This window comes from Planobispora longispora, from assembly GCF_016863135.1.
Taxonomy (GTDB): domain Bacteria; phylum Actinomycetota; class Actinomycetes; order Streptosporangiales; family Streptosporangiaceae; genus Planobispora; species Planobispora longispora.
In genome coordinates this window covers 65,445-86,577 of the sequence record NZ_BOOH01000014.1, presented here as the reverse complement: position 1 = coordinate 86,577, position 21,133 = coordinate 65,445, and the positions used below count along the sequence as shown (strand labels likewise).

At 73.0% G+C, this 21,133-nt stretch carries 22 protein-coding genes; 12 read left to right on the top strand and 10 right to left on the bottom strand.

Features of this window, described 5'->3' with window-relative positions; translation table 11 throughout:
• Positions 1-72: 72 nt before the first annotated feature.
• A complete protein-coding gene (locus tag Plo01_RS07585) occupies positions 73-1,191 on the top strand; it encodes an NADH:flavin oxidoreductase/NADH oxidase (protein WP_203889800.1) in 1,119 nt (372 codons plus the stop codon).
• Between the two features lie 47 nt (positions 1,192-1,238).
• Here the strand turns inward: Plo01_RS07585 and Plo01_RS07580 are convergent, their stop codons facing one another.
• The gene (locus Plo01_RS07580) at positions 1,239-2,174 is read right to left on the bottom strand and encodes an NADP-dependent oxidoreductase (protein ID WP_203889799.1); all 936 of its coding nucleotides are present in this window, start codon (positions 2,172-2,174) and stop codon (positions 1,239-1,241) included.
• 104 nt (positions 2,175-2,278) lie between these two features.
• Here Plo01_RS07580 and Plo01_RS07575 point away from each other — a divergent pair, with 104 nt between their 5' ends.
• Entirely contained in the window at positions 2,279-2,692 is a 414-nt protein-coding gene (locus Plo01_RS07575) for a winged helix-turn-helix transcriptional regulator (protein ID WP_203889798.1), read from the top strand.
• A 54-nt stretch (positions 2,693-2,746) separates the two neighbouring features.
• Here Plo01_RS07575 and Plo01_RS07570 read toward each other — a convergent pair whose 3' ends face one another.
• The 3 genes from Plo01_RS07570 to Plo01_RS07560 all read right to left on the bottom strand — a co-directional run bounded on the left by Plo01_RS07570 (position 2,747) and on the right by Plo01_RS07560 (position 4,948).
• Positions 2,747-3,013 carry a hypothetical protein gene (locus Plo01_RS07570; RefSeq protein ID WP_203889797.1) on the bottom strand — a complete coding sequence of 89 codons (267 nt, stop codon included), beginning with the start codon at positions 3,011-3,013 and terminating at the stop codon, positions 2,747-2,749.
• 103 nt (positions 3,014-3,116) lie between these two features.
• Positions 3,117-3,905 carry an ABC transporter permease subunit gene (locus Plo01_RS07565; protein ID WP_203889796.1) on the bottom strand — a complete coding sequence of 263 codons (789 nt, stop codon included), beginning with the start codon at positions 3,903-3,905 and terminating at the stop codon, positions 3,117-3,119.
• The gene (locus Plo01_RS07560; protein WP_203889795.1) at positions 3,902-4,948 is read right to left on the bottom strand and encodes an ABC transporter ATP-binding protein; all 1,047 of its coding nucleotides are present in this window, start codon (positions 4,946-4,948) and stop codon (positions 3,902-3,904) included. Before Plo01_RS07560 ends, Plo01_RS07565 begins: the two co-directional genes overlap by 4 nt.
• 126 nt (positions 4,949-5,074) lie before the next feature.
• Between Plo01_RS07560 and Plo01_RS07555 the strand changes: the two genes are divergently transcribed.
• Together Plo01_RS07555 and Plo01_RS07550 are read left to right on the top strand one after the other, a co-directional pair.
• On the top strand, positions 5,075-6,358 hold the full coding sequence (locus Plo01_RS07555) for a sensor histidine kinase (protein ID WP_203889794.1): 1,284 nt from the start codon (positions 5,075-5,077) through the stop codon (positions 6,356-6,358).
• A gap of 1 nt (position 6,359) precedes the next feature.
• Entirely contained in the window at positions 6,360-7,010 is a 651-nt protein-coding gene (locus Plo01_RS07550) for a response regulator (protein ID WP_203889793.1), read from the top strand.
• 65 nt (positions 7,011-7,075) lie between these two features.
• Here Plo01_RS07550 and Plo01_RS07545 read toward each other — a convergent pair whose 3' ends face one another.
• Positions 7,076-7,585: a VOC family protein gene (locus Plo01_RS07545; protein ID WP_203889792.1), complete on the bottom strand. Its 510-nt coding sequence runs from the start codon at positions 7,583-7,585 to the stop codon at positions 7,076-7,078.
• 81 nt (positions 7,586-7,666) lie between these two features.
• Here Plo01_RS07545 and Plo01_RS07540 point away from each other — a divergent pair, with 81 nt between their 5' ends.
• Entirely contained in the window at positions 7,667-8,116 is a 450-nt protein-coding gene (locus tag Plo01_RS07540) for a MarR family winged helix-turn-helix transcriptional regulator (RefSeq protein ID WP_203889791.1), read from the top strand.
• A gap of 55 nt (positions 8,117-8,171) precedes the next feature.
• Entirely contained in the window at positions 8,172-8,408 is a 237-nt protein-coding gene (locus Plo01_RS07535; RefSeq protein ID WP_203889790.1) for a hypothetical protein, read from the top strand.
• Here Plo01_RS07535 and Plo01_RS07530 read toward each other — a convergent pair.
• Entirely contained in the window at positions 8,377-9,720 is a 1,344-nt protein-coding gene (locus Plo01_RS07530; protein ID WP_203889789.1) for an ROK family transcriptional regulator, read from the bottom strand. The two genes, Plo01_RS07535 and Plo01_RS07530, sit on opposite strands and share 32 nt — an antisense overlap.
• Before the next feature lie 140 nt (positions 9,721-9,860).
• Here Plo01_RS07530 and xylA point away from each other — a divergent pair, with 140 nt between their 5' ends.
• The 6 genes from xylA to Plo01_RS07500 all read left to right on the top strand — a co-directional run bounded on the left by xylA (position 9,861) and on the right by Plo01_RS07500 (position 16,921).
• The gene (xylA, locus tag Plo01_RS07525) at positions 9,861-11,012 is read left to right on the top strand and encodes a xylose isomerase (RefSeq protein ID WP_203889788.1); all 1,152 of its coding nucleotides are present in this window, start codon (positions 9,861-9,863) and stop codon (positions 11,010-11,012) included.
• Entirely contained in the window at positions 11,009-12,397 is a 1,389-nt protein-coding gene (xylB, locus tag Plo01_RS07520) for a xylulokinase (RefSeq protein WP_203889787.1), read from the top strand. Before xylA ends, xylB begins: the two co-directional genes overlap by 4 nt.
• A gap of 277 nt (positions 12,398-12,674) precedes the next feature.
• Positions 12,675-13,376, top strand: a complete 702-nt coding sequence (locus Plo01_RS07515; RefSeq protein WP_203889786.1) for a DUF998 domain-containing protein — start codon at positions 12,675-12,677, stop codon at positions 13,374-13,376.
• 422 nt (positions 13,377-13,798) lie between these two features.
• Complete coding sequence (locus tag Plo01_RS07510) at positions 13,799-16,159, top strand: sensor histidine kinase (protein WP_203889785.1); 2,361 nt, start codon at positions 13,799-13,801, stop codon at positions 16,157-16,159.
• A gap of 4 nt (positions 16,160-16,163) precedes the next feature.
• Positions 16,164-16,553 (top strand): roadblock/LC7 domain-containing protein, encoded by a 390-nt coding sequence (locus Plo01_RS07505; protein ID WP_203889784.1) that lies wholly within the window; start codon positions 16,164-16,166, stop codon positions 16,551-16,553.
• Entirely contained in the window at positions 16,550-16,921 is a 372-nt protein-coding gene (locus Plo01_RS07500; RefSeq protein WP_203889783.1) for a DUF742 domain-containing protein, read from the top strand. The genes Plo01_RS07505 and Plo01_RS07500 overlap by 4 nt, the downstream gene beginning before the upstream one ends.
• A 148-nt stretch (positions 16,922-17,069) precedes the next feature.
• Here the strand turns inward: Plo01_RS07500 and Plo01_RS07495 are convergent, their stop codons facing one another.
• The 4 genes from Plo01_RS07495 to Plo01_RS07480 all read right to left on the bottom strand — a co-directional run bounded on the left by Plo01_RS07495 (position 17,070) and on the right by Plo01_RS07480 (position 21,051).
• The gene (locus tag Plo01_RS07495; RefSeq protein ID WP_203889782.1) at positions 17,070-17,645 is read right to left on the bottom strand and encodes a GTP-binding protein; all 576 of its coding nucleotides are present in this window, start codon (positions 17,643-17,645) and stop codon (positions 17,070-17,072) included.
• Positions 17,626-17,973 (bottom strand): DUF742 domain-containing protein, encoded by a 348-nt coding sequence (locus Plo01_RS07490; RefSeq protein ID WP_203889781.1) that lies wholly within the window; start codon positions 17,971-17,973, stop codon positions 17,626-17,628. The genes Plo01_RS07495 and Plo01_RS07490 overlap by 20 nt, the downstream gene beginning before the upstream one ends.
• Positions 17,970-18,377, bottom strand: coding sequence for a roadblock/LC7 domain-containing protein (locus Plo01_RS07485; RefSeq protein WP_203889780.1), 408 nt, complete (start codon positions 18,375-18,377; stop codon positions 17,970-17,972). The genes Plo01_RS07490 and Plo01_RS07485 overlap by 4 nt, the downstream gene beginning before the upstream one ends.
• Positions 18,378-18,438: 61 nt before the next feature.
• Positions 18,439-21,051 carry a sensor histidine kinase gene (locus tag Plo01_RS07480; protein ID WP_203889779.1) on the bottom strand — a complete coding sequence of 871 codons (2,613 nt, stop codon included), beginning with the start codon at positions 21,049-21,051 and terminating at the stop codon, positions 18,439-18,441.
• Between the last annotated feature and the right edge of the window lie 82 nt (positions 21,052-21,133).

The following is a 21,133-nucleotide window of genomic DNA, read 5'->3' as shown; positions in this document are numbered from 1 at the left end:
ACGATGTTTATCGTATTAGGACGCGGATGCACTCGGGGCATCCATCCCCCCTCCCGATCAAGGAGCGTGACCGTGAGCGCGTTGTTCGAGCCCCTGAGGCTGCGGAGCCTGACCATCCCCAACCGGGCCTGGATGGCTCCCATGTGCCAGTACTGCGCGGCGGTCGACGGTCCCGACCAGGGAGTCCCGACCGACTGGCACCTCACCCACCTGGGCGCCAGGGCGGTGGGCGGGGCCGGGCTGATCCTCACCGAGGCCACCGCGGTGACGCCCGAGGGCCGGATCAGCCCCGCCGACCTGGGCGTCTGGAACGACCGTCAGCAGGAGGGGTTCGCCCGGATCACCCGCTTCCTGCGCGAGTACGGCGCGGTGCCGGGCATCCAGCTCGCGCACGCCGGGCGCAAGGCCTCCACCGACCGCCCCTGGCGTGGCGGCGCGCCCGTCGGCCCCGACCAGCACGGCTGGCAGCCGGTCGCCCCGAGCGCGATCCCCTTCGCCGAGGGCTATCCCGTCCCGGCGGAGCTGAGCGTGGACGAGATCCACAAGCTCGTCGAGGCGTTCGGCGCCGCGGCGCGGCGGGCGCTGGCCGCCGGTTTCCAGGTGGCCGAGGTCCACGGCGCGCACGGCTATCTCATCAACGAGTTCCTGTCGCCGCACAGCAACCGCCGCACCGACGCCTACGGCGGCTCCTACGAGAACCGCACCCGGTTCGCGCTGGAGGTCGTGGACGCCGTCCGCGCGGTGTGGCCGGACGAGCTGCCGGTCTTCTTCCGCATCTCGGCCACCGACTGGCTGACGGAGAACCCCGAGGACGACCGGGAGGGCTGGACCGCCGACGATACGGTGCGCTTCGCCAAGGACCTGCTCGCGCACGGGGTCGATCTGCTGGACACCTCCACGGGCGGTGTCGCCCCGGCGGCGCGCATCCCCGCCGCCCCCGGCTACCAGGTCCCGTTCGCGGCCCGGGTGAAGGCCGAGACCGACCTGCCGGTGGGCGCCGTCGGCCTGATCACCGAGGCCCGGCAGGCGGAGGAGATCGTCGCCTCGGGGCAGGCCGACGCGGTCCTCCTCGGCAGGGAGCTGCTGCGCAACCCGTACTGGCCGAACCTGGCCGCCCGCGAGCTCGCGGAGTCCGCGGAGCTCGCGGGCGGCGAGGCCCGGTGGCCCGACCAGTACCACCGGGCCGTCTGACCCGTCCCCGTCCGCGGCGGACCGCGGGGTCGTCCGTTCCCGCCGGATCACGGGACCAGGACGATCTTGCCCCTCGTGCGGCCGCCCGAGACGAGCTCGTGCGCCTTGGCGACCTCGGCCAGCGGCAGGCTCTGGTCCACGTGCACCCGCAGCTTCCCGGCCTCCGCCAGCGCGACCAGCTGCGCCAGGTCCGCCGCGGAGGGGCGCACGGACACCACCTCCAGCCGCACCCCCAGCTCGGCCGCCCGCTCCGGGGTGATGCCCCCCATCGGGCCGCCGAGCGCGCCGACGAGCAGGCCGCCGGGCTTGAGGGCGGCGGCGGAGCGCTCGCCGTACTCGCCGCCCATCAGGTCGAAGACCACGTCCACCGGCCCGGCCTCGGCCACGAAGTCCGCCGTGGTGTAGTCGATCAGCCGGTCCGCGCCGAGGTCGCGGAGGAAGGCGTGGTTGTCGGCCCGGGCGGTGCCGATGACGTACGCCCCGCGTGCCTTGGCGATCTGCACGGCCAGGTGGCCGACGCCACCGGCGGCGCGGTGGATGAGCACGCTCTGGCCGGCCTCGACGCGCGCGATCCCGACGAGCGCCTGCCAGGCGGTCAGGCCCGCCAGCGGGAGGGCGCCCGCCTCCTCGACGGTCAGGGCGGCGGGCCTGCGCACGATCTCGTTGGGCGAGACGAGCACGTAGTCGGCGTGGGCGGCGGCCTCGGCGGGGAAGGCGGGCATGCCCAGAACCTCGTCACCGGGGGCGAACGCCGAGATCCCGGAGCCGACGGCCTCGATCGTGCCCGCGACGTCCCAGCCGAGCGTGAACGGAGGCTCGCCGAGGATCGGGTAGGCGCCGGACCGCACGGCCGCGTCGACCGGGTTGATCCCGGCGGCGCCGAGCTTGATCAGAACCTGTCCGTAGCCCGGCTCCGGGCGCTCGACCTCGACGATCTCCAGTACGGACGGGTCACCGACAGTGGACTGGGTGACAGAACGCATCACGATCTCCTCATCAGGGGTTCAGCACGAACCGTGCGAGGTCAATCGTGAAGGGAACCGGTATCCCTAGGAAAGAAGGCACCTTTCCGATATATAGGTACCTTGTGGATACCAAGTGTGATGCGGGAAACTGGAGCGTCGACGCCTACCTGAGGGGCTGCGCCTCGCGGACGGTCCTGGAGGCGCTCGCCAACAAGTGGACCTGCCTGCTGATCGACGCCCTGCGGCACGGTCCTCTCCGGTTCGGCGTGCTGCGCCGCAAGCTCGACGGGATCACGCAGAAGAGCCTCACCCAGACGCTACGCGTCATGGAGCGCGACGGCATAGTGATCCGCACCGTCTACCCGACGATCCCGCCCCGGGTGGAGTACGAGCTGAGCGACCTCGGGCGGAGCGTGGCCGGGCTGATGGAGGGCGTCAAGCGCTGGTCCGAGGAGCACGTGGACGAGATCCTGACCGCCCGGGAGGCCTACGACCTGCGGGCGCAGGAGGAGCCCCGGCCGGTGCCCGTGGCGTGACGGACGGCGGGAGGGGCGGCGGGCGGTGCGGCGGGTGGTGTGTCGGACGGCGCGTCACGAGCGCGCCGTCTCGCCGAACAGCGAGGCCGGGGGTGTGGTGTAGAGGGCCAGGGCGTCGGCGGCGCCGGCCATGTCGGTCACGGGGTGGCGCTCCTCGGCGGACTGCCAGCAGAAGAACGCGCCCCCGTAGCCGACGAACACCCAGACCGGCAGGTGGGACGCCGGTGGACGGACGACCAACGCCTCCCCGCGCAGATCGGCGGAGATTCCGCGCTCGGCCAGGTGGACGCGGAGGGTGCGCAGCGATTCGACCTCGTCCATCCCGCCATTATCCATCACGGAGCGCTCATGTCTCGTTACCTGGAGTCACAAAACGAGAGTCGGGCGCCGGAATATCGCGACAGTCCCCCAGGCGTACGGCCCTTCAGGCGTCACGGCGCCGCAGCGTCAGGTAACCGCCGACGAGGGCGGCGGCGGCCCAGAGGGTGACGATGCCCATCCCGGCCCACGGGCCGTACGGGCGGCCGAAGTTCGGATCCCCGGACGGGCCGGTGAGATGCATGATCACCATTCCCGCCTGATCCGGCAGATACTGCGTGACGGCCTTCACCTGCGGGATGTTGCCGAGCCCCTGGGAGCCGAGGAAGAGCAGCGGGAGCAGGATGCCGAGCGAGAACGTCGAACTGCGCAGCATCGCCGTCACTCCCGCGGCGAAGACGCAGATGAGCGTCAGGTAGAGGCAGGAGCCGAGGATGGCCTGCGGCACCCCGGCCGCGTCCAGGGACATGCCGTAGGGGCCGAGACCCGCCTGCGCCGCGAAGAAGGTCGCCGGGACGGCGACCGCGGCGACGCCCAGCGCCGTCAGCGCCACGGCGAGCATCTTGCCGCCGTAGAACGCGCCGCGCCGGGGCACCGCCGTCAGGGAGGCGCGGATCGTTCCCGAGGCGTACTCGCCGCCCACGGCCAGGACCGCGAACGTCACCAGGGGAAGCTGGCCGATGGTGAGACTGTAGAAGGTGGCGAAGAGCAGGTCGGGGGAGTCGGGCCGCTCCCGGGACATGCCGGCGAAGTTGCCGCTGAAGCTGAGGCCCAGCAGATAGCCGGGACCGGCGCTGAGGGCGGCGCCCAGCAGCAGGATCGAGACCGTCGATCGAAGGGTTCTGATCTTGACCCATTCGGCGGCGAGGACCGCGCGCGCGGCGACCACGCTCATCCCCGCCTCCCGGCCCGGCGTTCCCCGGAGCGTGGCCCCGCGGCGCGGTGGTCCGCGCGGTCTCCGGTGTCCGATCCCGTGGCGCGGTGGTCCGCGCCGTCTCCGGTGTCCGATCCCGTGGCGCGGTGGTCCGCGCCGTCTCCGCTGTCCGGCGCCGCCGTCCCCTCCCCGGTGAGCCGCATGAACGCCTCCTCCAGCGACGCCGTCTCCATGCCGATCCCGTGCACCGCCAGGCCGCTCGCCGCGGCCAGATCGCCGACCCTCGCGGCCTCCGTCCCGTACGCCTCCAGCGTTCCGTCCGCCGCCTGCCGTACCCGGACGCCGGCCGCGGCCAGCGCCCGGCGCATCCGCTCCGGCTCGGGCGTGCGGATCCGGACGCGGGAGTGCGAGTTGGCCTCGATGAACTCCCGCGTGGAGGTGTCGGCGAGCAGCCGGCCGCGGCCGATCACGACGAGGTGGTCCGCGGTGAGCGCCATCTCGCCCATCAGGTGGCTGGAGACGAACACCGTCCGGCCCTCGGCGGCCAGCCCTCTCATGAGGTTCCGGATCCACCGGACCCCCTCGGGATCCAGCCCGTTGACCGGCTCGTCGAGCAGGAGCACCGGCGGGTCCCCCAGCAGCGCCGCGGCGATGCCGAGCCGCTGGGTCATGCCGAGCGAGAAGCCCCGGACCCGCCGGCGGGCGACCTTCTCCAGCCCGACCAGCTCCAGCACCTCCCGGACGCGGGAGGCGGGGATCCGGTTGCTCCGCGCCATCCAGAGCAGGTGGCCGTACGCGCTGCGGCCGGGATGCACCTCCCCCGCCTCCAGCACGGCCCCGACCCGGCGCAGCGGGTCGGCCAGCTCGCGGTAGCGGCGGCCGTCGATGAGGGCCCGGCCCCCGGTGGGGTGGTCGAGGCCCAGGGCCATCCGCATCGTGGTGGATTTGCCGGCCCCGTTCGGGCCGAGGAACCCGGTCACCCGGCCCGGCCGCACGGTGAAGGAGAGCCCGTCGACCGCGACCGTGTCCCCGTACCTCTTGCTGAGGTTCTGTATGTCGATCACGCGGCCCACGCTAGGAATCGGGACCGCTCCCGCGCAGTCCTCGAAAGTGCCCGGTTCCCGCCGACGAAAGTCGACGGGGCGGCCGGCACGGCGACCGGGAGCGGACCGGGACGTAGTCTGCGCGGTATGGGCCGATACCGCAGCATGGGCCGACATCTTCTCGCCGTCGTCGTGGTCCTGGGCGACACGGCGCTCGTGGTGGCCGCGGGGCGGGGCGCCCCGCTCTCGTGGGGGACGGCGGGGTACGCGCTGGCCGTGGGGCTGGTGATCATGCTGTGCCGGCGGTCCCCGGCGGGAGCGTTCGCGTCCGCGCTGACTCTCGCCTCGCTGGCCGGCGGCACGTATCTCCTCCTGCTGTGGACCGCCTACCACGCCGGGCGCGGGATCACCTCGCCGCGGAGCCTGGCCGTGGCCGTCGGCGCGGCGTGCGGCGGCCTCGCCGTGCAGTTCGTGCTCCTGCCCCCGTCCGTGGCGGAGGCTCCTTTCTTCGTGTACGCCTACCTCGTGTTCGTCGCGCTGCCGCTGCTGGCCGGCCGGTACCTCGCCCAGCACGAGCGGCTGGTCTCCACGCTCGACCGGCACAACCGGCGGCTCCGGCAGGAGCGGGAGCTCCTCGCCGAGCGGGAGCGGCTGCGCGAGCGGCTGCGGATCGCCCGGGACATGCACGACTCCCTCGGGCACCGGCTCAGCCTCGTGTCGGTCCAGGCGGCGGCGCTGGAGGTGTCGCCGCTGCCCGCACCGGAGCGGCAGGCGGTCCGGCAGCTGGCGGGAGCGGCGCGCGCCGCGATGGACGAACTGTACGAGCTGGTCGGGACGCTCCGGGCGCAGGACGAGCCGCCGGTGCGGTCATTCGGCGCGGAGACGCTCGGAACGCTGCTGGAGGAGTTCCGGGCGGCGGGGGTCACGGTGGTGGAACCGCGGTGGCGGGGGGAATCCCGGGCGTTGTCCCCGGCGGCCGGGGAGGCGGTGTACCGGGTGGTCGAGGAGGGGCTGACCAACGCGGTCAAGCACGCTCCGGGCCTGCCGGTCACGGTGAACGTCGCGTGGGAGCCGGACGCGCTGCTGGTCACCGTGTCCAACCCCGTCCCGGACGGCCCGGCCGCCGTGAGCTCCGGGAACTCCGCGAGCTCCGCGGGCTCCGGCGGTTCCGGACACGGTCTGGCCGGGCTGGGTGAGCGGGTGCGGCTCGCCGGCGGTTTCCTGGACCACCGCCGGTCGGCCGAGGAGTTCCGGCTCTTCGCGATGGTGCCCGCCAGCGGTGCGGAGACGGCCGTCACGGAGGCCCCCGGAGAGATCCCCGGCGACGGGCCGTCCGGGGCGGAACGCGTCCGGACGGTCGCGCTCGGTCTCGCCGCGGCGATCGCGATGATCGGGATCCTGTCCGCGGGCGTGGTGGTGGGGGTGAGATGAGTTGATCAAAGTCCTGGTCGCCGACGACGAGCCGCTGATCACGGCCGGCATCCGCACCGTGCTGGAGTCGGCGGGCGACATCGAGGTGGTCGCCGAGGCGGCGGACGGCAGGGCGGCCGTCGAGGGGGCGATCAGGCACCGGGCCGACGTGGCGCTGGTCGACATCAACATGCCGGTGCTGGACGGCCTGGGCGCGGCCGAGGAGCTGCGCCGCCGGATGCCCGGCCTGCGGACCGTGGTGCTCACGGCCTTCGGCGCGGAGCCGAACGTGCTGCGTGCCGTGCAGAACGGCGTGGCCGGCTTCGTGCTCAAGAACTGCACGCCCGATGAGCTGATCCGCGCGGTCCGGGCGGCGCACCGCGGGGACGCCTACCTGTCCCCCGCGGTGACCCGGACGGTTCTGGACATGGTCACGCCGGCAGAGGCCCTCCGCCGGAAGGAGGCGGCCGACCGGCTGGCGGCGCTGGCGCCCCGCGAGTCGGAGGTGGTGGGCCTGCTGGCCGAGGGGCTGTCCAACGCCGAGATCGGCCGCCGGCTGTACATGAGCGAGACGACCATCAAGACCTACGTGAGCCGGATCCTGGCCAAGCTCGGCTGCTCGAACCGCGTGCAGGCCGCGCTGCTCGTCCGCGACGCCGGTCCGCGCGGCTGACGCGGCGTCGGTTCGCGCGGCTGACGCGGCGGGCGGGCGAGAAGCGGGCGGGGCTGGCGCGGGCGTCAGGCGGGGATGGAGATCCCGACTCCGCCGCGCGTGCGCGCGCCGTACCGCTCCTTCTCCCCGGCGATGTCCAGCGGCTTGATGCGTGAACGCCCGGCGAGGGTCTCCTCGGTGATGAGGTGGGCGGGGACCAGCCAGGAGACCTCGAACTCCAGGCCGTCGGGGTCCTTGGCGTACAGCGCCTTGGTGGTGGAGTGGTCGGAGGCGCCGACCAGCGCGCCGAGCGCGCCGAGCTTGGCGGCGATCCGCTCCAGTTCCTCCAGCGTGTCGACCTCCCAGGCCAGGTGGTAGAGCCCGACGGTGGAGCGGCCGGCCGCGGAGGGGCCCGCCTGGGCGCCGATCTGGAACAGGCCGAGGTCGTGGTCGTTGGTGGATCCGGACGCCTGGAGGAAGGCCGCGCCGGGCATGCCCATGACGGCCTCGAAGCCGAGGGCGTCCCGGTAGAAGGCGACGCTGCGCTCGACGTCGCGCACGTACAGGACCGCGTGGTTGAGGCGCTGGATGGGCATGGTTCCCCCTGGAGCCGACAAGAACTTGAACTCTCAAGTACCGTACCTCGTAGAACTTGAGAGTTCAAGTAAACTGGTGTCATGACGAGATGGCTGGATGAGGACGAGCAGCGGACCTGGCGGGCCTTCCTGGCGGCCTCGCAGCGGATCCAGGAGGATCTCGACCGCCAGTTGCAGCGGGACTCAGGCATGCCGCACGCCTACTACGCCATTCTGGTACGGCTGTCGGAGTCGCCCGAGCGCAGGATGCGGATGAGCGAACTGGCTGCGGCGGCCAACTCCTCGCAGAGCCGGCTCTCGCATGCGGTGGCGCGGCTGGAGGAGCGCGGCTGGGTCCGGCGCGAACCGTGCCCCGCCGACCGGCGGGTGAGCTGGGCCGCGCTCACCGACGAGGGGTTCGCCGTGCTCGCCGCGGCCGCCCCGGGCCACGTCGGAGCGGTGCGGCAGAGCCTGTTCGACCGGCTCTCCGCCGATCAGGTCGAACAGCTCGCCACGATCTGCGCGGCAATCCTGCGGGAGCCCGGCTCCTGACGTACCGTTGCCCCCGACCATTCGACCCAGCCGACTCGACAGGGGGAAACGGCGAATGACGGAGGCTTCTCTCGCCCGGACGGAAGTGATCGGGAGGGACACCGGATACGACGCGGAGCGCGCGCTCTTCCGGATCGTCCACGAGGTCGCGGTGGAGTACGCCGGGGCGGCCGTGCCCGAGGTGGTCGCCGTGCTCCGGCGCCGGCTGGGCGGGGTGCCCGGCCTGGACGGGCCGGACCTCCGCCGCGTCGCCGAGGAGATCAGCGTGGGCCGGGACCCCTCCGGCCTGTAGTCATGTGACCGCCCGGGTCGGCGATGACCCGCTGCAGGACGCTCCCTGCGGCGCCGAGGGCCGCCGCGTCGGCGCCGAGCCGTGAGACGGCCAGCTCCGGCACGGCCCGGCGCATCGCCCCCAGCCGGTCGGCCAGGGCGGCGCGGGCCGGGCTGGAGATCCAGGGGAAGAGCGGGGCGAAGACGCCGCCCAGCACGATCGTGCCGGGGTCGAGCAGGTTGATCGCCGAGGTGAGGGCGATCCCCAGCGCGTCCCCGGCGCGCTCGCAGGCCAGCAGCGCGGCCGCGTCGCCCTCCTGGAGGCGGCGGACCAGCTCGGCCAGGGCGGGGGAGCCGCCGGGCCCCGCCCCGGGCGCGGCGGGGGGGAGGGCGCCGGGCGCGGAAGAGGGCGGCAGGTCCAGGCCGGCCGTGGAGGAGGCCGACAGGTCAAGGCCGGTCGCGGGGGAGGGCGGCAGGTCCAGGCCGGCGGTGCGGAGCAGGGCCTCTTGACCGGCGTACTGCTCCAGGCAGCCCCGGCCGCCGCAGCGGCAGGCGGGGCCGTCGGGGGTGACGATCACGTGGCCCAGCTCCCCGGCGAGGCCGCGGGCGCCCCGGAAGAGCGTCCCCCCGACCACCAGCCCGGCGCCGATGCCGATCTCGCCCGACACGTGCAGGAAGTCGTCGGGCCCCGAGCCGAACCAGAGCTCGCCCAGGGCGGCGAGGTTGGCCTCGTTCTCCACCTCCACGGGGAACTTCCCGCCCGCCTCCACAGGGAGGCCGTCCAGGAGGTCGCCGACGCGGACGTCGCGCCAGCCGAGGTTCGGCGCGCTGTGCAGCAGGCCGCCGTCCACGGGGCCGGGGACCGCGAGTGCGGAACCGGCGATCACCAGGCCCGCCGTGCGCGCTTCATCCACAGCCCTGTGGATAAGTTTCCGCAGGTGGGTAAGGGTCTCCAGGGGTGTGCACGCCCTGTTGTCCACAGCCTGTGCATAGCGCAGCCGTACGGTGAGCGTGAGGTCCACGACGCACACGGAGAGGTAGTCGACGTTGATCTCCAGTCCGAGTGCCGCGACCCGCTCGCCGCTCAGGGCGAGCGTCGTGCCCGGCCGGCCGCGCTCGCCGTCCCGCAGCGTCCCCGTCTCGGTCACCATGCCCGCCGCGATCAGGTCGCCGACCATCTTGGAGACGGTCGTCTTGGTCAGCCCGGTGATCTCGGCCAGCGCGGCGCGGGTGACGGGCCCGCTCCGGCGCACCTCGGACAGGACCACCCCGAGATTGCGCGCGCGCATCGAGTCGTGCCGTACGGCCTGCGTCATGGAACCCCGCGTCGTCATGGAACCCGTCGTCATCGCATCCGGTGTCATGGAACCACCTGTGGAACCCGGCCGGGTCATCCGGAACCCGACCCCTTGACGTTCTCACTCCCTGGACTCATATTAAATCCATAAAGTGGATTAAATCGGAGGAACGCCTCATGAACGCCTACACGCCCACCCCGCAGGACCGCTTCACCTTCGGCCTGTGGACGGTCGGATGGCAGGCCCGCGATCCGTTCGGCGACGCCACCCGGGCCGCGCTCGACCCGGTGGAGACCGTCCACAGGCTGGCCGAGCTCGGCGCGTACGGCGTCACCTTCCACGACGACGACCTGCTGGCCGTCGAGCCCGACCGGGACAAGGCGATCGAGCGCTTCAAGGGGGCGCTGGCCGAGACCGGGCTGAAGGTCCCGATGGCCACCACGAACCTGTTCACCCACCCCGTCTTCAAGGACGGCGCGTTCACCAGCAACGACCGCGACGTCCGGCGCTACGCGCTGCGCAAGGTGATCCGCAACATCGACCTGGCCGCCGAGCTGGGCGCGACCACCTACGTCTGCTGGGGCGGCCGGGAGGGCGCCGAGTCCGACGCCGCCAAGGACGTCAAGGCCGCGCTCGACCGCTTCCGGGAGGGCTTCAACCTGCTGACCTCCTACGTGATCGACAAGGGCTACGACATCCGGTTCGCCATCGAGCCCAAGCCGAACGAGCCGCGCGGCGACATCCTGCTGCCGACCGTCGGCCACGCGCTGGCCTTCATCAGCGAGCTGGAGCACCCCGAGCGGGTCGGCCTCAACCCCGAGGTGGGCCACGAGCAGATGGCCGGGCTGAACTTCGTGCACGGCATCGCCCAGGCCCTCTGGCACGGCAAGCTCTTCCACATCGACCTCAACGGCCAGCACGGTCCCAAGTACGACCAGGACCTGATCTTCGGTCACGGCGACGTGAAGAGCGCGTTCTTCCTGGTGGACCTGCTGGAGAACGAGGGCTACGACGGCCCCCGGCACTTCGACTACAAGCCGCTGCGCACCGACGACGCCGCCGACGTCTGGGAGTCGGCCGCCGCGAACATGCGCACCTACCTGATCCTGAAGGAGAAGTCGAAGGCGTTCCGCGCCGACCCCGAGGTGCAGGCGGCGCTGGCCGCCAGCCGGGTCGGCGAGCTGGCGCAGCCGACGCTGGCCCCGGGCGAGACCCTCGAGGACCTCGCCCGCGACGACTTCGACCTCGACGCCGCCGCCGAGCGCGGCTTCCACTTCACCCGCCTGAACCAGCTCGCCCTGGAGCACCTGCTCGGAGTGCGCGGATGACGCTCGTGGCCGGGGTGGACTCCTCCACCCAGAGCTGCAAGGTGGTGATCCGGGACGCGGACACGGGCGTCCTGGTGCGGCAGGGCAGGGCGGCCCACCCCGAGGGCACCGAGGTCGATCCCGAGGCGTGGTGGACGGCGCTGGGCGAGGCGGTCGACCGGGCGGGCGGGCTGGACGACGTCGCGGCGGTCAGCGTGGCGGCGCAGCAGCACGGCATGGTCTGCCTCGACGAGTCCGGAAACGTCGTGAGAAAGGCGCTGCTCTGGAACGACACCCGGTCGGCGCGCGCCGCCGTGGACCTGGTGGACGAGCTGGGCGGGCCGGCGAAGTGGGCCGAGGCGGTCGGCAGCGTGCCGGTCGCGTCGTTCACGGTGAGCAAGCTGCGCTGGCTGGCCGAGCACGAGCCGGACAGCGCCCGCCGCACCGCGTCGGTCTGCCTCCCGCACGACTGGCTGACGTGGCGGCTGGGCGGGGCGGCCGGGGAGCTCGTCACCGACCGGGGTGACGCCTCCGGGACCGGCTACTGGTCCCCCGCGACCGGGGACTACCGGACCGACCTGCTCCAGGCCGCCTTCGGCTCCGTCCCGCAGCTCCCCAGGGTGCTGGACCCCCGGGACGGCGCGGGCGAGGTCCGCCTCGCCCGCGACCCCGGTCCGGACGCGCGGCTCGCGCCCGGCACCGGGGACAACATGGCCGCCGCCCTCGGGGTCGGGGCCCGGCCCGGGGACGTGGTGGTCTCGATCGGGACGTCCGGGACGGCGTTCGCGGTGGCGGAGAGCCCGAGCGCGGACCCGACCGGGGCCGTGGCCGGGTTCGCCGACGCCACCGGGCGGTTCCTGCCCCTGGTGTGCACGCTCAACGCGGCCCGGGTGCTCGACGCCGCCGCCCGGCTGCTGGGCGTGGACCTCGACCGTCTGGGCGAGCTGGCGCTCTCGGCCCCCGCCGGAGCCGGGGGACTGGTCTGCGTGCCGTACCTGGAAGGGGAGCGCACCCCGAACCTGCCCGACGCCACCGGGTCGCTGCACGGGCTGACCCTGGCCACCTCGACCCCGGCCCACCTGGCCAGGGCCGCGGTGGAGGGCATGCTCTGCCACCTGGCCGACGCCTTCGACGCCCTGGGGCTGGACCCGGCCCGGGTGCTGCTCATCGGGGGCGGGGCCAGGTCGGAGGCGGTACGGCGGATCGCCCCCGCCGTCTTCGGGCGGCCGGTGGCGGTGCCCGAGCCCGGGGAGTACGTCGCCGACGGCGCGGCCCGCCAGGCCGCCTGGCTGCTGGCCGGGGGCGACGAGCCGCCCGCCTGGGAGACGAGCCCGGCCGGGCATTACGAGGCCGACGCCGTCCCCGAGATCAGGGCACGCTACGCCGAGGCCCGCGACCGGGGCTGATCCCCCGGAGCCGCCTCCGGACCCTCCACACCCGACTGGTGCGCGGGGGTCCCTGCCCGGGACCTCGGTGCCTGGCTGGTTTCGGGGGGTTCCCGCACCCCCGTCCTCGGCGCTTGGCCGGTGTGGGGGTTTCCGAGGCCGGGGCCGAGGGCGGGCGGGCGGGTGCGCGGGGCCGCTGCGGCGGGTCTCGGGGTCACGGGGGTCAGGGGTGGGATCAGGGTCGGGTCAGGGGTCACTCCGGATGTTCGGAGGGGCCTTTCCGGGACAGGGTTAGATCATGCTCCGGTTGAAGACGTTCCTCCCCCTGATCGCCTGCGCGGGAATCGTGGCGGCGGCCGTCGCGGCCGTGGTCGGACAGATCGACCCCGACCCGTACCTCGACCCGCTCAACCTGACGGTCAGCGAGTACGCCGTGCTGGACCGGGGCGGGGCCACCGAGTTCTCCATGATGGCGCTGGGCGTCGGATCGCTCGCGCTGGTGGCCGGCCTGCGGATGGCGCAGGCGCCGGTGGGGGCCCTGGCGGAGCGGCTGATGCTGGTGTGGAGCGGGGCGCTCCTGCTCATCGCGATCGTGCCCACCACCGCACCGGGCCTGGCCCTGGACCTGCCCGCCCAGGTCCACCGCTACGTGTCGATCACCGCGTTCGTGGTGATGCCGGTGGCGGGGGCGCTGATGGCGGCGCGGTTCGGCCGGGACGAGCGATGGCGGGCGGTGGCCAGGCCGCTGGAGTGGCTGGCGCTGGCCGGGGGGTTCGGGCTGCTGGCGATCACCTACGTGGCGCTGCCGGGTGACCGGGTGCTGATCGGCCTGGTCGAGCGGGTGCTGCTGGGCACCGAGGTCGCGCTGGTGGGCGTGCTGGCCGTACGGCTCGCACAGCTGACCTGGCCGCGGGCCGTCCGCCTGCCGTGGAACGTGCGGGCCGTCCGCCTGCCGCGGGGAACGCGGGGCTCGCGGAGCTCGCGGATCGCCGTGGGGTGACCCCGGCCCGTCCCGGGTCGACTCACCCGTGGCTCGTCTGATCCGTAGCTCGCCTCACCCGTCGTGGCTCAACTCACCCATGGCCCGTCTGATCCGCAGCCCGCCTCACCCCGCGACTCGCCGCGGGGTGATTCACTTGTGACCCGCGGCGTGACGACCCGCCCGTCCTTCAGCGTTCACCCCGGGATCGCCCCGTCGTGGCCTGCCGTTCAGACCCGTCCGCTCCGTTTGTGCCCACCGGCACCCTCAGGCCGACTTGTCACTTTGCATGACTATTTCATGACATGTCACAAATAGGACACAGATATCTGGACTAGTCAGTGCTATCCTCATCGCCGATCTAGTGCCGCGAGCGGGGCACTCACCGATCGCCCGGAGGGGTCCCCTCCTCCGGGGCTTCCGGACCGAACCGTCGAGGTGACATGGCATCGAGCAGGTCCATCCGGTTCAAGGTCTCCGCGCTCCTGGCGATCCCGCTGACCTCCCTGGTGGCGCTGTGGGCCTTCGCCGCCACCACGACCGTGGGGGCCGCGGTCGAGCGGTTCGACGTGGTCGCGCTGAACGGGGCCATCATCAAGCCCGGCGACGCGCTCCTGGGCAACCTCCAGCGTGAGCACCTCCTCTCGGCCGAATACCTGGCGACCCGATCGGAAGCGGACCGCTCCACGCTCATCGGCCAGCGCCTGGCGACCGACCAGGCCCGCACCCGCCTCCGCGAGGAGTCGTCGGACGAATCGGTGCAGTCGTCCCTCCCCCCGCACCTGAAGAGCCTCCTCGACACGATGATGGAGCACGTCGAGCGGCTCGACGTCGTCCGCGCCCGGGTCGACGAGGGCCGGATCGGGATCGTCGAGCTCTCCGAGGAGTTCGGGAAGATGCCCGACGTGTTCCAGCGGCTCACCACCGGGGTGACGATCGGGAACGCCGTCGAGGCACGCGCCGTGATCTCGCTGGCCTACGCCAAGGACTACCTCACCAGGCAGCGCGCGGTCGCGGCCGGGGCCCTGGCGATGGAGCGGCCGCTGACGAAGGAGGAGGCGGACCTGTTCGCCCGGCTCTCCGTCACGCACGGCTTCCTCATGCGGCAGGGGCTGGCGGACCTGCGCACCGAGGAACTGCGCGCCCCCTTCGTCGAGGTGGCGAACTCGCCGCTGCACTCCCGCTTCGACGCCCTTCAGGAGCGCCTGCTGGCCGGCGACGCCGTACGGCACGGCGAGTGGCGCTCCGTCACCGACCAGCTGGATGCGGCCTTCCAGACCCAGATCAGCGTGGCCAACGCCCTGATGGTCGAGCGGGCGACCCCCGCGGCCGTCTCCATCTTCGTCAGGGCCGGCGTCGCGGGCGTCGTCGGGCTCATCGCGGTCGTCGCATCGCTGATCATCTCCTACCGGGTGGGCCGCGGGCTCACCCGGGAGCTGGCCGGGGTACGGCGGGCGGCGGCGGAGATGGCGGAGGTGCGGCTCCCCCGCGTCATGGAGAAGCTCCGCCGCGGCCAGGAGGTGGACGTGGAGGCGGAGGTGTCCGTGCTGGAACGGCTGGGCAGCACCGCCGAGGTCCACGACGTCGCCGCAGCCTTCGACAGCGTCCAGCGCCGCGCCCTGGACGCCGCCGTGGAGCAGGCCAAGCTGCGCGAGGGCGTCGCCCAGTCCTTCCAGAACCTGGCCCGGCGCAAGCAGAGCCTGCTGCAGCGCCAGCTCAAGCTGCTCGACGCGATGCAGAAGCAGGCCGAGGACCCCGAGACGCTGGAGAACCTCTTCAAGCTCGACCACCTCACCACCCGCATGCGCCGGCACGCCGAGGGCCTGGTGATCCTGGCCGGTGGGGCGGCGGGCCGCAAGTGGCGCGCGGCGGTCCCGATGGAGGACGTGCTGCGCGGCGCGGCCGCCCAGGTCGAGGACTACGCCCGGGTCCGGATCTACCCGATGCCGGACAGCGCGCTGACCGGCGGCGCGGTGGCGGACATGATGCACCTGTTCGCCGAGATCATCGAGAACGCGGCGGTCTTCTCCCCGCCCGGCAGCGAGGTGTCGGTCCGGGGCGAGCGGGTGAGCCGGGGCTTCGCGGTCGAGATCGAGGACCGCGGGCTCGGCCTGGACCGGGAGAAGCGCGACTCGATCAACAAGCGGCTGGCCACCCCGCCGGAGTTCGATCCGGCGGAGACCGATCGCCTGGGCTTCGCGGTGGTCGGCCTGCTGGGGGCGCGGTACGGAGTCAGCGTGGCCCTGCGGTCCTCGCCGTACGGAGGGACCGCGGTGGTCGTCCTGATCCCCGAGACGCTGCTGGGCGAGCGGGAGCCGGCGCGGCCGGGGACCGGCGGGCTCACGAGGCGCTCGGAGAGGGCGGGGAACCCCGGGAGAGGGGAGTTCCCGAAGGTCGTGGAGGACGCCGACGGGCCTGCGGCGGAGCCCGGGAGGGGTCCGGGGAACGGCGAGGACCCCGGGCGCACCGAGCACCGCGAGCTCGCGGAGCCCGTCCCGCTGACCGGGCAGCTCCCGGCGCGGGCGCACTCCGCGATGGACGGCCGGCGGGTGCCCCAGCGGCGCGGCGGCGGGCTGCCCCGCAGGGTGCGCCAGGCGAACCTGTCGCCGCGGTTGCGGCAGGGACCCGAGGCGGTCGCCCCGGCCGGGGACGAGGCGCAGGCCTCCGCTCCCGTGGTCGAGGCGGAGCGCCCCGGGTCCGGAGAAAGATCGCCTGAAGAGGCGAGGGCATTGCTGAGCTCGCTGCAGTCGGGGTGGCGTCGCGGGCGGTCGGAGAGCGAACACACTGGTGGGGAAGGGGCTTGACCACGTGCCGGGTGAGCTGTACTGGCTTCTGGATGATTTCGTCACGAGCGTGGCGGACGTCTCACACGCGCTGATCCTGTCCAACGACGGGCTGAAGGTGGCCTCGTCGAGAGGGCTGAGCAAGGAGGACGCCGACCACTTGGCGGCGGTGGCCTCTGGTTTCCAGAGCCTGGCCAAGGGGACGAGCCTGCAGTTCGGCGGTGGTGCCGTACGGCAGACCATGGTGGAGATGGACTCCGCGTTCCTGTTCGTCACCGCGGCGGGTCAGGGCAGCTGCCTGTGCGTCATGACCACCGGCGCGGCGGACGTCGGCCTGATCGCCTACGAGATGGCCCGGCTGGTCGGCAGAGTCGGGCAGCACCTGGCCACCGAACCCCGGAAGGCGGGCCAATGAGCGGCGAGTTCGAGTGGATCGACGAGGAGGCCGGACCGGTCGTCCGCCCCTACGCGATGACCGGCGGGCGGACCAAGCCGTCCTCGACGGCGTTCGACCTGCTGTCGATGGTGGTGGCGACGGGGGCGGAGATCTCGCCCCGGGCGCACCTCAGCTCGCAGCACCGGCAGCTGCTCGGGCTGGTCAGCCGGGCCCGGCCGCTCGCGGAGATCGCCTCGGACATCGAGCTGCCGGTCGGGGTGATCCGGGTCCTGCTGGGAGACCTGCTGGACCAGGGACTGATCCTGGTCCGCCCGCCGATGCCCGCGGCGACCTCTCCCGCGGAGAGCCTGCTCCTGGAAGTGATCAACGGTCTCCGCGCCCTGTAGGGCGGCTCGGCGACGGTCCGCGGCGGTTCCGGGTCCGGGTTCACCGGGCCCGCGCTGCGCCGTCACGCGGCGCCCGCGGGGTGGTGCGGGGGCGTCCCCGATCGGGGGGACCGAGGACGCCCCGCGGTGGCCCTGAGGCCCGCGGCCGTCAGGACTGGTTCGCGGTCAGCACCTTCAGGGAGTGCTCCACGAGCGTGACCAGCACGGTCTTGGCCGACGCGCGGCGCCGTACGTCGCACATGAGGACCGGGACGTCCGGGTCCAGGTCGAGGGCGGAGCGCACCTCCTCGACGTCGTACCGATCGGCCCCGTCGAAGCAGTTGACCGCCACGATGAACGGCGTGCCGCGCTGCTCGAAGTAGTCGATCGAGGGGAAGCAGTCGGTCAGCCGCCGGGTGTCCGCCAGCACCACCGCGCCCAGCGCGCCGTAGGACAGCTCGTCCCACATGAACCAGAACCGCTCCTGGCCGGGCGTGCCGAACAGGTAGACGACCAGCCCCTCCCGGATGGTGATGCGGCCGAAGTCCATCGCCACGGTGGTGGTCGTCTTGCCCTCCACCCCCTCGACGTCGTCGATGCCGATGCCGCGGTCGGAGAGCACCTCCTCGGTGCGCAGAGGGCGGATCTCGCTGATCGCGCCGACGAGCGTGGTCTTGCCCACACCGAAGCCGCCCGCGATGAGAATCTTGAGCGCGACGGGCTCGTCAGAGGGCTCGAAGTCCATTGATCACTTCCTTGAGAATGCGCTCACTCGCCGAGGCGCGTCCGATCGAGATGAGACCGTGGTCCTGCAGGTCGCCCAGGAGGACGCGGACCACGCCGAGGGGCAGGTCGAGTTCCGAGGCGACGTCGGCGACCGGGGTCGCGGTGCCGACCATGGAGAGGATGCGTTCCTGTTCCGGGCCGGGGACGAAGTCCCCGCGCGGAGCGTCCCCGGTCGCGACGACCAGGGCGACCAGGTCCAGCGTGTCGCCGGAGGACCGGGTCCGGCCCCCGACGAGCGCGTACGGCCGGACCACGGGCCCGGCCTCCTCGTCCATCCAGCGTGTCATGACGGGCCTTGGCGTGGGCTGGTCGAGAGGTGCTGGCCGACCCGCTTGACCAGCATCGCCATCTCGTAGGCGATGTGGCCGACGTCGGCGTCGGAACTGCTGAGCACGGCGAGGCAGGTTCCCTGCCCGGCCGCCGTGACGAAGAGGAACGCCGACTCCATCTCCACGATGGTCTGGCGGACGTCGCCGCCGCCGAAGTGGCGTCCGGCGCCGCGCGCCAGGCTCTGGAACCCGGCGGCGACGGCCGAGAGGTGCTCGGCGTCCTCGCGGCTGATGCCCGAGGAGAAGCCCATGGCGAGCCCGTCGGTGGACAGGATCACCGCCTGCCGCACCGCGCCTACCCGGCCGGTCAGGTCGTCGAGGAGCCAGTTGAGTTCGCCGGTGTTGCTTACTTTTCCGGCCATATGACCTCCTCCGTAGGACTCATGACCGTGATGCCGTCTTTGACGCCCTCGCTGCGTCTGGTCACTTGTCCTCCTTTTCGCCTGTGCTGTGCTGTGCGAAGTCGTTCCCGTACTCCTCGCGCCCCCGCCGCGTGCCCGCCTGGAAGGCCGAGAACAGCGCGCGAGCCTGCTCCGGGCAGCGCTCGGCCGTCCCGGACTCCCCCGAGCTCCCGGGCTCCGCGAGCTCCGGGGAACCCGCCGGGCCTCCGGACCCCTCGGAGCCGTTGGAGCCGTTGGAGCCGTTGGAGCCGTTGGAGCCGACCGTGGGCTCCGCGGGCTCCGGTCGTGCCGCTCCGGCGGGCGTGGGGGCGTCCTGGAACGTCTCCGCGCCCCGGTCCTGGGAGTCCTGGGGGTCCTGGGGGGATTGTGAGGCCTGGGCGCCCTGACGGAGCTGCGGGGCCAGGTTCGCCTGCCGTACGCGCCGGGGCAGCCTGCCGGGACCGGTGGTCTCGCGGGCCGGGGCGTCCGTTCCTGCCCCCGGGCCGGCCGTCACCGCGTCGTCGGCCACCGGGTCGACCGTCGTGCCGGCCGTTTCGATCGCCGTGTCGCGGGCCGTCGTGCCGGCCACCACGGTGAGCGTCGGCGCCGCCAGGGGCTGGGCGCCCTGCGCCGCGGGGGTGCGGGAGACCGTCCTGGTACGGCGCGGCAGGCCGCCGGACCGGCCGGGGAGCAGCGCGGCCGCGGGGGCGGACTCGGCGAGCGCCCCGCGCCGTCCCGCGGACGGCTCGGTGAGCCGCTCGGCGGTGACGGACAGCGCCGCGGGCTCGGCGAGCACCGCGCGGGGCAGGAGCATGATGGCGGTGGTGCCGCCGAACGGCGAGGCGCGGAGCACGACCCGGATCCCGTGCCGGGTGGCCAGCCGGCCCACCACGAACAGGCCGAGCCGGTCGCTGTCGGCCAGGTCGAACTCGGGCGGGTCGGCCAGCCGCGCGTTGATCTCCGCGTACTCCACCGGGCCCAGCCCCAGTCCCCGGTCCTCCACCTCGACGGCGAACCCGTTGGCGACCAGGTCGCCGCGTACGGTGACCATGGTCTGCGGGGGAGAGTAGATCGTGGCGTTCTCGACGAGTTCGGCGATCAGGTGCGTGATGTCGGCGACGGACTCCCCGTCGAGCAGGACGTCGGGCAGCGGCGCCACGCTCACCCGCTTGTAGTCCTCGACCTCGGCGATCGCCGCCCTGACGACGTCGATCACCGGAACCGGCCTGCGCCAGGCGCGGCCGGGCTCGGCGCCGGACAGGATGATCAGGCCCTCGGCGTGCCGGCGCATGCGGGTGGTCAGGTGGTCCAGGGCGAACAGGTCGTCGAGGTTGTCGGGGTCGGTCGCCCGGCGCTGCATGTTGTCCAGCAGGGAGAGCTGGCGGTGGAGCAGGCTCTGCTTGCGGCGGGCCAGGTTGACGAAGACCTGGCTGACGCCGCGGCGCAGGTTGGCCTGGCCGACGGCGGCCTCGATCGCGGTGCGCCGCACCGAGCCGAACGCCCGGGCCACGTCGCGGACCTCCGCCGAGCCGCGCTCCTCGATGAGCGGCGCCTCGGTCTGGACGTCGACCTCCTCACCGCGCCGGAGCCGCTTGACCAGGCGCGGGAGCCGTACGTCCGCGAGATCGAGCGCGGCGGAGCGCAGCCCGGCCAGCTCGTCCGCCAGGCGGCGGCCGAAACGCACCGAGATGACGATCGAGGTGATCACGGCGATCAGGCCGACGCCGGCCGCCACCGCGATCCGGACCACGATGCCGGTGGCCAGCGCCCCGGACTGCTCCGCCAGCCTCCCGGCGGACTCGGTGGCGAGCTCGTCGAGCCGGGCGGACAGCGGGTTCGCGGTCTCCCGCCACTTCTCGGCCTCGACGGGCAGCCGGTCGCCGGTCCCCGAGACGATGGCCTTCTCCATCGTGGTGAAACGCTCGAAGTCGGGGGAGTTGAAGGTCTGCCGATACGGCCCGCCGAGGGCGGCGTCCAGCGCGGACAGGGCACGTTCGTGGAGGAAGGCCCGGTTCGCGGCGTAGTCGGCGAAGGCGGCGCGCTCCTCGGGCGAGAGCCGCAGGTCGATCAGCGCGCCGTTGATCAGCGCGTTCTCCCGGGCCATCATCTCGCGGGCGTTGCCCATCGACTGCATCGCCGTGGCCTGCTGGAAGATCATCAGATCGGGGACGGCGACCAGCTGGTCGTACAGGAGGAAGACCGCGTCCAGGATCTGGTTGTAGCCCGTCAGCACGGCCAGCCGGGTGCTGCGTCCCTGGTCGATCCCGGCCCGGATCTCCGCGAGCCCGCCGAGCCTGCGCTCGGTCTCGTCCAGGGCGGCGCGGAGTTCGGGGGAGCTGCCCGCCCGGTGCTCGGCGAGAACCTCGCGGAACCGGGTGACCGCCTGGTCGGTGCGGCCGCGCTGCTGGCCGAAGCCACTGGTGATCAAGCGCGAGGTGATGGCCACCGACGACTGCGCCCGCTCGGCCTGGAGTTCCGTCCCCAGTTCGGTGGAGGCGACACCGACCGTCTCGTAGAGGCCGTTCGCGCGCAGCAGCGCGGTGCCGTCGCCGACGGTGATGTTGAGCACGAATCCCCACAGCGCGCTCAGGGTGAGAAGGGGCAGGAGCAGCAGCAAGAAGATCTTGAACCGAATCGAGCGGTTTCCAGAGCCCATGCCCACTCGTCCCAACTTCTGAGTGTGTGGAGGCTTGTGTGGTTAGGGGATGGAATGTGCCTCCGGAAGATCGGACAGGAGA

Excerpts from the sequence above, each read along its gene's own strand:
- Plo01_RS07580 (WP_203889799.1), bottom strand. The coding sequence starts at position 2,174 with ATGCGTTCTGTCACCCAGTCCACTGTCGGTGACCCGTCCGTACTGGAG.
- Plo01_RS07570 (WP_203889797.1), bottom strand. The coding sequence starts at position 3,013 with ATGGACGAGGTCGAATCGCTGCGCACCCTCCGCGTCCACCTGGCCGAG.
- Plo01_RS07565 (WP_203889796.1), bottom strand. The coding sequence starts at position 3,905 with ATGAGCGTGGTCGCCGCGCGCGCGGTCCTCGCCGCCGAATGGGTCAAG.
- Plo01_RS07555 (WP_203889794.1), top strand. The coding sequence starts at position 5,075 with ATGGGCCGATACCGCAGCATGGGCCGACATCTTCTCGCCGTCGTCGTG.
- Plo01_RS07545 (WP_203889792.1), bottom strand. The coding sequence starts at position 7,585 with ATGCCCATCCAGCGCCTCAACCACGCGGTCCTGTACGTGCGCGACGTC.
- Plo01_RS07540 (WP_203889791.1), top strand. The coding sequence starts at position 7,667 with ATGACGAGATGGCTGGATGAGGACGAGCAGCGGACCTGGCGGGCCTTC.
- Plo01_RS07535 (WP_203889790.1), top strand. The coding sequence starts at position 8,172 with ATGACGGAGGCTTCTCTCGCCCGGACGGAAGTGATCGGGAGGGACACC.
- Plo01_RS07530 (WP_203889789.1), bottom strand. The coding sequence starts at position 9,720 with ATGACGACGCGGGGTTCCATGACGCAGGCCGTACGGCACGACTCGATG.
- xylA (WP_203889788.1), top strand. The coding sequence starts at position 9,861 with ATGAACGCCTACACGCCCACCCCGCAGGACCGCTTCACCTTCGGCCTG.
- xylB (WP_203889787.1), top strand. The coding sequence starts at position 11,009 with ATGACGCTCGTGGCCGGGGTGGACTCCTCCACCCAGAGCTGCAAGGTG.
- Plo01_RS07515 (WP_203889786.1), top strand. The coding sequence starts at position 12,675 with ATGCTCCGGTTGAAGACGTTCCTCCCCCTGATCGCCTGCGCGGGAATC.
- Plo01_RS07510 (WP_203889785.1), top strand. The coding sequence starts at position 13,799 with ATGGCATCGAGCAGGTCCATCCGGTTCAAGGTCTCCGCGCTCCTGGCG.
- Plo01_RS07500 (WP_203889783.1), top strand. The coding sequence starts at position 16,550 with ATGAGCGGCGAGTTCGAGTGGATCGACGAGGAGGCCGGACCGGTCGTC.
- Plo01_RS07495 (WP_203889782.1), bottom strand. The coding sequence starts at position 17,645 with ATGGACTTCGAGCCCTCTGACGAGCCCGTCGCGCTCAAGATTCTCATC.
- Plo01_RS07490 (WP_203889781.1), bottom strand. The coding sequence starts at position 17,973 with ATGACACGCTGGATGGACGAGGAGGCCGGGCCCGTGGTCCGGCCGTAC.
- Plo01_RS07485 (WP_203889780.1), bottom strand. The coding sequence starts at position 18,377 with ATGGCCGGAAAAGTAAGCAACACCGGCGAACTCAACTGGCTCCTCGAC.
- Plo01_RS07480 (WP_203889779.1), bottom strand. The coding sequence starts at position 21,051 with ATGGGCTCTGGAAACCGCTCGATTCGGTTCAAGATCTTCTTGCTGCTG.